Raw genomic sequence first — 11992 nt, forward strand, 5'->3', positions numbered from 1 at the left:
GGCGGCCATGTCTCCGGAGATCGTGAGACACGGCCGCCCCTCGTATAGGTGGATCTTTACAGGCGGCACCCGGAAGCCGGGCTGACGCTCAAGACAGAACGGGAGGGGATCGCGGGTGGCCGCGGTGCAGCTGACACGCACGCACAAGATTCTGATCGGTGTGGTGGTCGCCGGCGCGGTCGTCATCGCTGGCATCGGGTTCGCCGGCTCCTACACGGCCGTACGCGAACTCGCCGTGCAGAAAGACTTTGGCGACTTCTCCTACTTCTTCCCCATCGGCATAGACGCCGGCATCTGCGTCCTGCTGGCCCTGGATCTACTCCTCACCTGGATCCGGATCCCGTTCCCGCTGCTCCGGCAGACAGCCTGGCTCCTGACCACGGCCACGATCGCCTTCAACGGCGCGGCCGCGTGGCCCGACCCTCTGGGCGTCGGCATGCACGCCGTCATCCCCGTGCTCTTCGTTGTGACGGTGGAGGCAGCCCGTCACGCAGTGGGCCGTATCGCCGACATCACGGCTGACAAACACATGGATGGCGTCCGGCTCACGCGCTGGCTCCTCTCCCCGCTGCCCACGTTCCGGCTGTGGCGCAGGATGAAGCTTTGGGAAATCCGCTCCTACGAGCGCGTCATCAAGCTGGAGCAGTACCGCATGGTCTACGAGGCGCAGCTGCAAGCCCGATATGGACGCGGCTGGCGCCGCAAGGCTCCGGTAGAGGCGCTGATGCCACTTCGTCTCGCCAAGTACGGTGTCGCGCTCACAGAGACCGCGCCGCACGTCCTGGAAGAAGCCGGCCTAGACCTGGGTACCGCATTGACGGTGGAGCGCGCCGATGACGTGGCGGTCGTCCCAGCGGCGAGCGAGCACCAGCGGGTCTTGGACTTCGGTCCCCGTGAGGCTGCCGGGCCTGAGAACGGCGAGCGCGAGGCTTGGGTAGCACGCGGGGAGCCGGAGGCCGTGCAGCAGGAAGCTACCGCCGGCGGTCAGCCCGCTGCGGAGCCGGTGGCCGATGACCATCCGGAGATTCTGCCCCTGACCGATGACCGGTCGGCCCTGGCCGATGAGGTCGGCGTCCGTCCCGAGGCTGCGGAGGTCTCAGGGTGGTCGTCTACCGATCCCCACCCGTTCTTTGAGAGGCATTCATCGCAGCCTTTCGCCGCGCCGTCGACCGCGGCGTTCACCGAACCGTTCGCCGACGAGCCGGTCTCAGCGCCGACTGCTGCGATGGTCGATGAGCAACGCGTCGGCGGGGGAGTGCCGGTACAGACGTCCCTGGATCTTCCCTCTACGCGACTGGCGGAGGCGGAGCCCGGATCGCCGGGCTGGGGGTCCACAGTGGCGGACGCCGGAGCGGCTACCGCCCGTTTGCCCGAGCAGCGGGCGGACGAGCCGGATCTGGATCCCGTGCAACGTCAGCTTGTGACCGTCGCCGAGTGGCTGACCGAAGCCGAGGAGTCGGGGGAGAGGCTCTCTGGCGCAGAGGTGGCTCGTCGTCTCGGTCTGTCTCCTCGCACGGGGCAGCGCCGACTCGACAAAGCAAACGAGTACTTGGGGGAGCAACGTCGGCAGCAGGGACGAACGCACCTCCGGTCCGTCCGTAGCTGATCAGCCCCTTCCGGCGGTGGCCGATGGCCGACTCTGGCTATCGGCCACCGTTACGTCCGCGCCGCATCGGCCATGAAGCAGGTAGGGCGGACGGCGTGAGACTGATACTCGCTCGTAGCCGAGAGGCCTTCACTGTGTTGGTGATAACGCCGTTATCACCATGCGCGGCTCTGCTCCCTGTTTCCCCGGTTTCAGGATGCTGGTGATAACGCCGTTATCACCAGCATCCTGAAACCGGGGGAGTGGCGCCGGCACAGTACAGCGCGCACCTTGTCCTTGTCTGGCCACTCCCTTTCGCGGTGGCCGATGACCAGCATCAGTCATCGGCCACAGTCATGTCCCGGGGCGTGGCACCGGCGTAGCTGTGACCGTCGTGACCGATGGCCGATGACCGATGGCCGATGACGCGTCCCCCGAACAGAGCACCCAGGACGCGGACCGAACGGCCCCCTCAGCTGCTCGGTGATAACGGCGTTATCACCGAGCTCGTGCTCCATTCCCGGCGATCGGTTCTGCTCGCTGGTGATAACGGCGTTATCACCAGCCCCGCGAGGCTGGGGGAGTAGCGCAAGAAGCAGGGCCACTCACCCTCCGGTCAGTCCAAGACTGACCGGCCCTCCATTGTCAGAGCCCATGATCGAACCTGGTCATCAGCCACCGTCCTAGTCCGGTCATGAGCGGTCGGCTGGCGCAGTGAACGTGAAGGCCCACAGCCACCCGTGTCCGACCCGGCCAGCTCATGGCCGATGACCGGTCGCGCCTTCGTCGGCCATCGGCCACGACCGATCCCTCGCCAATCGGCCACAGCTTGCCTAGACCCCCAGCGCTCTGCAGGCCATCGCCCGCAGCCCCAACAGCCCGGCTTGCCCACCGGGGCGAGCGTGCGCAGGTTGTATCGACCGGCCACCGCCGGCTTCCCCATCACCCCAGCAGGCTTGCCTAATCGGCCACGACAAGCTCGCCCGGCCAATGGGCAAGCCGCTCTGAGGAACGTTCACGGCACGAGATCCGAAGGAGACGTCGTGCCCGCCGCACCGCACCCCGCCTCCACAGCAACTGAACTTGATTGGGTGATGTCGGGGCTTTTCGCCTGACTGCGGCACCGCAGCTTCGGTAGCCATCAGGCGTGAGATACGCGCAGGGCGGTGGGTTGACCGATGCAGGGAGGGCCGCGGGGGAGTGGATCCGGTTGCACGCCGTGGGACGCTTCGAGGGCAGTGAGAAGAACCGGGAGATCGCCGCTGCCCTGCGGGTCAGCGAGCAGTCGGTGGAGCGGTAGCGACGCCAGTGGCGAGAGCGCGGTGAGGTCGGGGTCCTCTCGAAGGGATCGCCGGGGCGACCGAGGCTGGGGCCGGCCCTGGAGTTGGAGCGCGGGCCGCTGGTCCATGGCTGGGCGAACCAGCGCTGGACGCTGGCGCGGGTGAAGACGCTGATCGGCCGTTTGTTCCACGTGTCGTACATGGTTGAGTGCACGTGGCGGCTGCTAAGGCGGCACGGCTGGTCGTGGCAGCAGCCTGCGCGTCAGGCAATCGAGCGCGACGACGCGGCGGTGGAGCTGTGCAAGAAGGAGGTCTGGCCGCGGGTAAGAGCACCGCGGCGGCCTGCAACGGCTGGATCGTCTTCGAGGACGAAGCAGGCCAGTCGATGACGCCGCCGCGTGCCACGACCTGGGGCGGGTCGGCCATAAGCCCGTGTCCGGGTTCGCGGTCGGGGCTCCAGACGGTGTCGATGGCGGGCATGGCCTGCGATAGACCCGGCGAGCACTCCCGACTGATCTACCGGATCCGTGAGTACCGGGGTCGCAAGGATGAACCGAAGGGCTTCGGCTGGCTGGCGGGACTTCCGCGACCTGACCGTCCGTGCCCGCATCCAGCTCGGCGGTCCGATTGTGCTGGTCTGGGACAACGTTCGTCTCACCTCACGGAGCCCCTGCGGGAGTTCACCAAGGCGAACACCGGCTGGCTCACCGTGCTCCAGCTGCCTACCTACGCCCCGGCCCTGAACCCGCAGGAAGGCATCTGGTCGCTGGTCAAGCGCGACATCGGCAACCTCGCCGCCGCTGACCTGAGCCAGATCACGCGGGCCTTGAAGCGCCAGCTCAAACAGATCCAGTACCGCCGGGACCTACTCGACGGCTGTCTTACCGGCACCGGCCTGATCATGGACGGCTGGCTGACGGGTCCGAATCACGCTCAGCGGCCAGCTTCCTGAGGATGCGTCCGGGACGTCGAGGCCCCCTGTGCCTATCAGTGAGGGCGTTCAGCGTGCTCCAAAAACCCCTTGCTCCCCGGTCCGCCTGCTTGGTGAGATGCAGGGGCTTCAACGGTGGGAGGGGACAGCTTGGCGGTGTTCGGGTGCGCGGGCTGCGGTGAGATCCTAACGGCGGCGGTGTCGGAGGTGGCATTGCCGATCCACCTGGCCGACACCCACTGGGAGACGCTGCACCCGCCGCTGCTGGAGGCCGGGTCCTACGCCGTCGACCTCGCGCCGTACGGGCCGCCGTGGCAGCAGTGGGACGAGGTCGGGGCACGCGAGGCGGCAGAGCGGGGACGCTTCGCGCCGTTCGGCGCGCTGTCCAACGGACCGTCGGACACCGTCCTACTCGCGCCCGGCGACATGCGCGGCACACGGCTGATCCCCGAGCGGGCCGGGGGCTACTGCATGGGGATCGACGGGAGGGACGGGCCGAACCTTGCCTGCCTGGGCTGCGATCTGCCGGTCGGAACGAGGGTGGACGACTGCGGGTGCTGGCAGGTCGTCCGGCTCGTCCCTCAGGCAGTAGTGCGGTTGCCCGGACCGCCGGAGCGACCGGTCATGGACTGGGCGGAGCTGCTGGCCACCGGTGCGCTGTGGCACCGGCTGAGCGAGTACCGGGACATCCCGGCGGGCGTGGCTCTCGCCCAGGTGGTAGTGGCCGCAGGGGGCGCCCCGGTCGAGGTCGCGCTCGGGCCAGTCGCTAAGCTCCTCGGCCGGGCGCTTGGCGCGCTGTTGCCCGCTGGGGAAGGTGCGAAGCGGCTGGACCTGGCCGGACCGGGGTTCGGCGAGCCGACTGCTGACCTGGTGCTGGTGCCGGTCCGTCCGCAGACCGGAGACATGTGGCAGCCGCGTGCCGGGTCGGTGCCGGTACCGATGGATGCTGCGCTCTGGGCCGAGCTAGCCTTCCCACCGCACCGAACCCGGCTGCCAGTGGTCGGCGGGCTGCCCGCAGGCGTGGAGCGGGACGACCCGCTGCCGCCGCACGCGTGGTACCCGTTCCAGCCGTCCAGGGAAGCGTTCCGGTACACGCTCGCGCGGATGCCCCATGTCAGGGAGCCGTGATTGCGGGCGATCTACGAGCGAGGATGCTGACCCGTCAGAGGCGTTGGGCTCGACGTCGCCGGCGTAGCCATGGACCGAGTCGCAGCTGGGACCAGGACGGGGCCACATACAGCTGACCGACATCACACATCCAACGTCAGTAGCGGAACCCTTCGCCCTTAGATGCGGCATGGGCAGCACCGTGCGCAGACGCCGCTGTCCATTCCGCCCTGGCCGATTGACTGGTGGCCGATCTGCTGGCCGACGATGTCGCTCCGTCACCGGCGGCGTGGCCGATGCCTGGCTGTGCGCCCCGGCCCGGCCCAGCTGCTTGCCGCACTACCTCCAGGGTCGGCCAGGTGACCGATGATTTGACCGATGCGGTACTCCGTGCCCAGTTACGCCGAGCGGCCGACCGTGGCCGATCGGCCACCCTCGCCTCCCGCGCCATCGTCCAGGCGATGAGTCCACCCGCCGTCCGCATCACCCGCGCACTTCGGCGGCCGATCCTTCGACGACATCGGTCACATGACAGTGGCAGCCTTCTTCGAGGTGGCGCGCTCCAGCCATACCCGACCCGGCTAGGGCCTGTTGCGAAAGTGGATCTTGTTCGTTGATGATCACTCGTTGTGGGACGTGGGGATCTGACGAACGACCAGTGGGCCCGGCTTGAGCCGCTGCTGCCACAGGGCATCAAGCCGGGCAGGCCGCAGGTATGGACACGGCGGCAGTTGATGGACGGCATTCGGTGGCGGACCCGGACGGGCGCCCCGTGGCGGGATGTGCCGGAACGGTATGGGCCGTGGGGCCGGGTCTATGACCTGTTCCGGCGTTGGCAGCGGGACGGGACCTGGGCCAGGATCCTCACCCAGCTTCAGGCCGAGGCGGATGCGAAGGGTCTGATCACCTGGGAGGTGAACGTCGACTCGACCGTCTGCCGGGCCCATCAGCACGCCGCCGGAGCGGTGAAAAAGGGGATCTCCAGAAGGAACCGCCCGGCGGAGTCTGTGCCGAGCCGGCCGACCACGGCCTTGGACGTTCCCGGGGCGGCCTGACCAGCAAGATCCACCTTGCCGTCGAGCAGGGGCAGAAGCCTTTGTCGGTAGTGATCACGGCAGGGCAGCGGGGTGACTCTCCGCAGTTCGAGCCAGTCCTGGAAGCGATCCGGGTGCCCCGGCTCGGGCTCGGCAGGCCACGCAAGCGGCCGGATCGGGTGCGGGCAGACAGGGCGTACGACTCCCGCAGTAACCGTTCCTACCTGCGTAGACGCGGGATTAGGGCCACCATCCCGGTCCCGGCGGACCGGGTCCGCAACCGCCTGGGTCGCGGATCGCGCGGAGGTCGGCCGCCAAAGTTCGACAAGGACGACTACAAGCAGCGGCACGCTGTGGAGTGCGGGATCAACCGGCTCAAGCGCCACCGGGCTGTTGCCACTCGTTACGACAAACTCGCTGTCCGCTTCGAAGCGACCGTGCTGGTCGCAGCCATCAACGAATGGCTGTGACCAGCACTTTCACGCGGGCCCTAATCGTACGGCGCGCCAATGACCGCCTGGCCGATCTGCTCGGCCAGACAGGCGGCGTAGCTCTGTGAGACCTCGGTCTTGTGGACGTCGACGCATACAGTGTGGGTCCCGATTTGCCGGGCGGTTCCTGCGTCGTCGCAGTTGAAGACGACGGTGACCCCGTCGTGATTGACCCGCCCGTCGTACCCACGCTCCGGCACCGCCGGCCAGATCACCTGGTCCCAGCGGATCGAGCCGTATCTCGCACCAACCAACGCGGTGAAGGCGTCCTCGACACTGCCGACCGGCTGGTCCAGCATCGACGCCCAGAGCGGGAGCAGGGGAACAAGACCATCCGCATCCTCAGAAAGCTCGGCCGCGTGCCAGTCGCACCGCAAGCCCGCCCGCGCATCAAACTCCCTCGCCCAGAACTCTTCGTTCTCCGTGCGGAACCAGGCGTCCGGCAGCACCTGCCGCAGTTCCAACACCTCCGCGACCGTGCAGAGCTCCACGTCCACCGATACCTGGGCATAGTCCCGATCGCCCAGCGCGAGGAGCCGGCGCCCCGTGGCGAGGGCCGCTGCCGGGTCGGACGTGCGGAAGACGGGATAGGAGGCGCCGTTGGACATGTGAGCACCCTGCCACACGTCGATGTTGGCCAGCATCTGCGTTTCAAATGCCTGTGACCAGCACTTTCGCAACAGGCCCTAGTCCGCTACCAACCTTGCTCTGGCTGCATTGCGTTACGCCTAAGCAGAGCTCGCTGCCGACCGTGAACCCCGCGCTGATCGCCTGGCCGTCGTCGAGGGCCTGCCGACCGAGCCCCTGGTCTGGCCCTGGTGGTTAAGGCTGCCGTGGTACACACCGCCGCCGCAGCCGCCGGGCAGACTCCCGCCGGGTGGCCCTGTGAGGCGGAGGTATCGAGCGTGCCTTCTGAGCGGCCAAGGCCGAAGTTGCCCTGACGCGGGCTCATGCCCGCTCCCATCACCACGGACGAACTCGAGCGGCGTAAAAGAATCCGGACCCAGCTGCCTTGCCCGCAGGTTCTGGCGGAGCTCCGCCAGTTGGCACCGAGCCGGGTGTGCTGGACCGGGGACGTACTGTCGCCGCGCTGTGAAAGGTCCTGCCTGCTGAGGGCGCGCCGACTCAACTGATCGAGAGGTGTGCCCGGAAGTCTCTTTGAGCGCCAGTTCCTGCAGGTCTTCTCGGACTGGGTAACTCCTGACAGAGGCTGCTCGCTCTGCTCGGGGCTGCCGATCTGCAGCAGCTGGACGATCTGGCGTACCCGGTCGGGTCGACAGCGCGCGCTACCCCCTGATTCCAAGGCCAAGACCGGTGCACGGACGCGTCAGTTGAGGGTGCAGGCTGCGGATTATCGAAGTGACCCGGCCCGCTGCCGGTTGGCGAAGAACGAGGCGGACAGCTAGGAGTACGGCCCCGCTTCGCTGGTTCGGCTTCGTGAGGATGGCTGTGGCGGACATTTCTTGAAGTACCTGATGGCGGTGGGGCCGACGGCTGGATCATGCTTGATCGCTAGCGCCGGAAGGCGGGGTTGGCATGGCTCTTGGGGGTCTGTAGTGGTGGTCAGCGAGCTGGTGCGCGCAGAACTGCGGCGGGTCGATTGGGCTTCGCTGGAGTGCGGCTGCGGCGATTCTGCGGAGCATGTGCCTCTTCTGATCGAGGGGATCATCACTGCTGAGACGCCCCGGGACATGATCGGATACACGCTCGACGGTCACATCGAGGAAGGAACGATCATCTTCGAGTGCACGCCGCCCGCAGTTGGCGTGATCATGGCCGCGCTTGCGGGCGATCTCTCGACACTGGCCCGAGACGTGCTGCTGCAGACACTGTCGTTCGTCGCCGCGGGCTCCGGCGGCTACGGGCTGGATGGAAAAGACGAGCGTCTGAGCGACAGATGCAGGCGCCGAGCCCAGGAGGGGTTCTGGGTGCTTATCCAGATCGGGCTCACGGGTACTGCGGAAGACGCCGAAACGGCAGCCAACATCTGTGAGTACTTCGAGCTGGGCGGTGACAAAGCTGCCTTCTACCAGGCCGAGCTTCGCGAGCGTATGCACGCGAAGACCAAGCGCGGGCGACGTGTCTGAAGCTGTAAGGACAGCTCAGTACGTGTTTGAGATCCTCACGGTGTCCTGCGGTGGTGTGGAAGCTGCACGTGTCATGGGGGAGAGAAGGCTCAACTACACCTGCCTAAACGCTGCGACTAGGGTGGGGCGGCTAGCGTGTGTTGATTGGCGGTGCCCGGCGGCCGATCAGACAGTCGGAGAGTGGAGTGATGGCGATGCTGGGAGTGGCAAATCTGCCTGCCTACACGCTGGGGACTCTGCTGATCATCCTTCTGCCAGGCCCGAGTTCCCTGTATACACTGTCGGTGGCAGTCCGGCGCGGGGCCAGGACGGCGTACAGGGCCGCGACAGGCGTCTTCCTGGGGGAGATGGCCCTGATGCTCCTGACCGCCGTGGGTGTTGGATCGCTACTGCAGGCCAATCCCTTGGCCTTCGCTGTGGTCAAATTCGCGGGGGCCGGCTATCTGGGTTGGATCGCCCTCTCGATGCTCCGCGGGGCGTGGACACTGTGGCGGACCCGCCAGGCCCCGGCCTCACCGGCCGTGCGGCCGGAGTCCGCCGATACGGCTACTGAGCGGCCGTTCCGCAGATCGTTCCTGGTCACTCTGCTGAACCCGAAAGCGATCTTGTTCTTCATCTCCTTCTTCGCTCAATTCGTGGACCCTGCCTACCCGCATCCCGCGCTATCGTTCGCGCTGCTCGCAGTCGTCTACCAGTCGATCAGCCTCTGCTACATCACGGCTCTGATCTTCGGCGGGACCTACCTCTCAACCCAGTTCCGCCGACGCAAGCGGCTGTCCGCCGGACTCACCGCAGGAGCTGGCGCCCTGTTCCTCGGCTTCGCAGCCAAACTGGCCACCACCAACTGACCGGCGGGATTCAAGCCAGTGGCCCCCGGCCAGGGCCTGCGCCTGCTTGCGTGACCCGGACGCCGTCGAAGACGACGAGGGCAACGACTGAACCGGCCCGCGACGTATGGTCGAGACGTGGCGCATACCACCCCGAGCTGTCAGAAAGGTGGTTCGGTGGAGTGGGCGCCGTCCCAGGCGGGTGTGGTTGGTTTGCTTATCGGCTGCTGGAGGAGTCGTACAGCGTCTTGAATGCGGCCGAGGTTGATTAGGCGCTCGGCACGAAGAGAGCTGTTGACTGCCGGGTGCTGTGCTAGGACTGCGTCGGCTTCTTCGGTGCGGCCCGCTTTGTCAAGCATGTCGGACAAGGCCCAGGCCGCGTACCAGGTGTCGCCCTCGGGGTGCGCCCGCGCCTGCTCGATCGCTTCGTCGAGCAGGCCGCAGTCGGCCATGAGTGCAAGCCGCATTTGGAAGAGATCCCAGTACTCCTTGCCGTCTCTTCGCGCCTTGATGGCATCGAGGTGTGCCAGGCCCGCTCGGGACCGGCCGTGGTCGGCATACAGGGTGCAAAGGGTGTGGACGAGCCAGTCCTCCGCGTCGTATTCGGTGAGCGCGCGCAGCACCTCGATCGCCTCGTCGCCCCGACCGTGCCGGACCAGGAGCTCGGACAGCGGGACAATCACCTGCCACATGCCGGACGGCGTGGCACCGAACGTGCGGTAGACGGCGATCGCGCCTTCCACGTCGCCGCGCTCCTCCAGCACTTCGGCAAGGCGCTGCGCAGCGTGCCCGTGGTGCTCGGACGCCGCGTACGCACGCAGTTCCGTGATCCGGTCGTGCCTGGCCAGCAGGTCGGCCAGCTGGTCACGGCCGTTGACGGAGGTGACCTCGCGGGTGTGCAGCAGGACGATCGCCTCCTCGATCCGGCCCTGGCGCTCCCTGATCGCGGCGAGCAGGTCAATCGCGTTGGACGGTTCCATTCGGAGGTTGTTGCAGTCAGGGTCGTCGCAAGCGGGGACCGCCGCTTCCACCCGGGCCTCCAACAGGGCCGCCGCTTCCTCGTCCATGCCCGCCGCTTCGGCGACGTCGACCAGGCACTCGGCGAGGAACCAGTCCTGGATCCCGGCACGCAGCAGCATGAACGCCTCGCCGCCGCGGCCGTGGCGGGCCAGCAGGCGCGCGAAAAAAACAAGCGCCAGCCGGTCACCGGCCTCCGCGTACGAGCGGGACAGCGCGATCGCCTCCTCCGCCCGGCCCCAGCCCTCCAGCAGCTCCGCCCGCGCTTGGGCCGCCGGCCACCAGTTCGTGGCGACGTACGGAGCGATCACCTCCAACGCCTGCTCGCGCCGGCCTCGATGTCCGAGTAGCCGTGCCCACTCCAGCGCGCAGAACCACTCTCCGCGGCTGGCCTGCAACTCCACTTCGCGCTCATGACCGAGTTCGAGAAGCCGCGCCACCAGTGGCGGAGGAATACAGCCCGTCAGCGTTCGGGCCCGGTAGTCAAGATCAGCAGCGTCCACGACAGCGCACCTTAGCCCTCACCACCGACACAGCCCGCACGTCGGAGCTGTCGCACGGGAGGGCGTACGTCAAAAAAACCTTCGTCTTCTGGAGATCGTCCCGCAGGGCCGCCCGGACCCCACACAGCCTTCAAAAAGCCCTTCAAAAAACCCGGGTCATTCAACAACCCCGGACCACCGTCTTCTTACGTGATCTGGGGCCATGACCGCCCTCGAACGGGCCGTCGGGCCGGACCTCCTCGTCGCCGAGCCGCTCGTCCGGACCGTAATCAAGATCGGATACGTTCGGGTCTCCACCAGCAGGCAGAATCTCGAACGACAGCTCGACGCGCTCACCGCCGCCGGATGCCGGATGCCGGATGCCGGAAATTCTTCGCGGACAAGAAGTCCGGCAAGAACGCGCTCCGCCCCGAGCTGAAGCGGGCCACGCCTTCCTCGACCCCGGCGACACCCTCGTCGTCCCCTCGCTCGACCGCTACGGCCGCAGCGTCCAGGACCTCATCAACATGGTCGCCGAGCTGCGCGACCGCACGATCGGCTTCACCTCACTGCACGACAACCTGGACACCCCCCGGCGGCCGGCTTGTCTTCCACGTCTTCGCCGCCCTGGCGGAGTTCATCTGCGAACTCATCGTCATCGGCACCAACGAGGGCATGGCCGCTGCGCGCGCCCGCGGCCGGGTCGGGGGGCGCCCCACCGTTGCCACCGAGGAAGTCATCCGCGCCGCCCGCGACCTGCTCCCCGACCCGGGCCGCTCCATCACCTCGATCGCAAGCCCCTCGGCGACGTTCCCCGGCAGCTCGAAGCTCCTACGAGGTAGGCGAACCCCCCAGCAAGATCGTTCTCGCCGGCATTTCCTGTACGTCAACTACTTGCACCCGGAGGTCATCCAGCCCTTGCTGCCCGTCGGCAGACGACCTCTTCCGCAGTATGGGTAACTAACAGGGCTCCTGTGCCGATGGGTTAGGGGTTCGAACATCTCCTCCAACAGCACGGGAGTCTTGTGCGTTGCGGTCCACGCCTCGCCCTCACCCCCACCCCCGGACATCAGATCGCTGGCCATACTGAAACGCTCAGAATGGGTTCCCGCCGAGCGCGCCCGGCACCAATGCCTGCACCTCTGAGCCTC

Annotated in this window: 11 protein-coding genes and 1 pseudogene; 10 read left to right on the forward strand and 2 right to left on the reverse strand. The window is 67.3% G+C overall.

The genetic code is table 11. The annotated features are described in order from the left end of the window. The first annotated feature begins 115 nt into the window (after positions 1 to 115). The 6 genes from ACF1G2_RS30140 (at position 116) to ACF1G2_RS30165 (ending at position 6407) form a co-directional block, all read left to right on the forward strand. A complete protein-coding gene (locus ACF1G2_RS30140; RefSeq protein WP_391801333.1) occupies positions 116 to 1606 on the forward strand; it encodes a DUF2637 domain-containing protein in 1491 nt (496 codons plus the stop codon). A 1126-nt stretch (positions 1607 to 2732) separates the two neighbouring features. Next, positions 2733 to 2885, forward strand: a complete 153-nt coding sequence (locus ACF1G2_RS30145) for a hypothetical protein (RefSeq protein ID WP_391801334.1) — start codon at positions 2733 to 2735, stop codon at positions 2883 to 2885. 171 nt (positions 2886 to 3056) lie between these two features. Beyond that, positions 3057 to 3254, forward strand: a complete 198-nt coding sequence (locus ACF1G2_RS30150) for a winged helix-turn-helix domain-containing protein (RefSeq protein WP_391801433.1) — start codon at positions 3057 to 3059, stop codon at positions 3252 to 3254. Next, positions 3164 to 3817 (forward strand): transposase, encoded by a 654-nt coding sequence (locus tag ACF1G2_RS30155; RefSeq protein WP_391801335.1) that lies wholly within the window; start codon positions 3164 to 3166, stop codon positions 3815 to 3817. The genes ACF1G2_RS30150 and ACF1G2_RS30155 overlap by 91 nt, the downstream gene beginning before the upstream one ends. 186 nt (positions 3818 to 4003) lie before the next feature. Then, a complete protein-coding gene (locus ACF1G2_RS30160) occupies positions 4004 to 4924 on the forward strand; it encodes a hypothetical protein (protein ID WP_391801336.1) in 921 nt (306 codons plus the stop codon). A gap of 608 nt (positions 4925 to 5532) precedes the next feature. Continuing rightward, a protein-coding gene (locus tag ACF1G2_RS30165; RefSeq protein WP_391801337.1) for an IS5 family transposase occupies positions 5533 to 6407 on the forward strand; the annotation gives its coding sequence in 2 pieces (ribosomal slippage) (positions 5533 to 5926 and positions 5926 to 6407; 876 coding nt in all). A 20-nt stretch (positions 6408 to 6427) separates the two neighbouring features. Here the strand turns inward: ACF1G2_RS30165 and ACF1G2_RS30170 are convergent. Further along, on the reverse strand, positions 6428 to 7072 hold the full coding sequence (locus ACF1G2_RS30170) for a hypothetical protein (protein ID WP_391801338.1): 645 nt from the start codon (positions 7070 to 7072) through the stop codon (positions 6428 to 6430). Positions 7073 to 7987: 915 nt separating this feature from the next. On the opposite strand from ACF1G2_RS30170, the gene ACF1G2_RS30175 reads away from it, so the two are divergent. Next, positions 7988 to 8515: a hypothetical protein gene (locus tag ACF1G2_RS30175; RefSeq protein ID WP_391801339.1), complete on the forward strand. Its 528-nt coding sequence runs from the start codon at positions 7988 to 7990 to the stop codon at positions 8513 to 8515. 194 nt (positions 8516 to 8709) lie between these two features. Continuing rightward, a complete protein-coding gene (gene leuE, locus ACF1G2_RS30180) occupies positions 8710 to 9363 on the forward strand; it encodes a leucine efflux protein LeuE (RefSeq protein ID WP_391801434.1) in 654 nt (217 codons plus the stop codon). Between the two features lie 140 nt (positions 9364 to 9503). Here leuE and ACF1G2_RS30185 read toward each other — a convergent pair whose 3' ends face one another. Beyond that, the gene (locus ACF1G2_RS30185; protein WP_391801340.1) at positions 9504 to 10862 is read right to left on the reverse strand and encodes a hypothetical protein; all 1359 of its coding nucleotides are present in this window, start codon (positions 10860 to 10862) and stop codon (positions 9504 to 9506) included. A 202-nt stretch (positions 10863 to 11064) separates the two neighbouring features. On the opposite strand from ACF1G2_RS30185, the gene ACF1G2_RS30190 reads away from it, so the two are divergent. Continuing rightward, positions 11065 to 11280, forward strand: coding sequence for a recombinase family protein (locus ACF1G2_RS30190; RefSeq protein ID WP_391801341.1), 216 nt, complete (start codon positions 11065 to 11067; stop codon positions 11278 to 11280). Continuing rightward, positions 11222 to 11801: pseudogene (locus ACF1G2_RS30195) on the forward strand (recombinase family protein). The gene ACF1G2_RS30190 and the pseudogene ACF1G2_RS30195 overlap by 59 nt, the downstream one beginning before the upstream one ends. Positions 11802 to 11992: the final 191 nt, after the last annotated feature.

Origin of the sequence: Streptomyces sp. NPDC013457 (assembly GCF_043089925.1) — a bacterium.
In the GTDB taxonomy this organism is placed as follows: Bacteria; Actinomycetota; Actinomycetes; order Streptomycetales; family Streptomycetaceae; genus Streptomyces.

Bases quoted from the DNA above. Each gene is read 5' to 3' on its own strand.
- ACF1G2_RS30170 (WP_391801338.1), bottom strand. From the start codon at position 7,072: ATGCTGGCCAACATCGACGTGTGGCAGGGTGCTCACATGTCCAACGGC.
- leuE (WP_391801434.1), top strand. From the start codon at position 8,710: ATGCTGGGAGTGGCAAATCTGCCTGCCTACACGCTGGGGACTCTGCTG.
- ACF1G2_RS30190 (WP_391801341.1), top strand. From the start codon at position 11,065: ATGACCGCCCTCGAACGGGCCGTCGGGCCGGACCTCCTCGTCGCCGAG.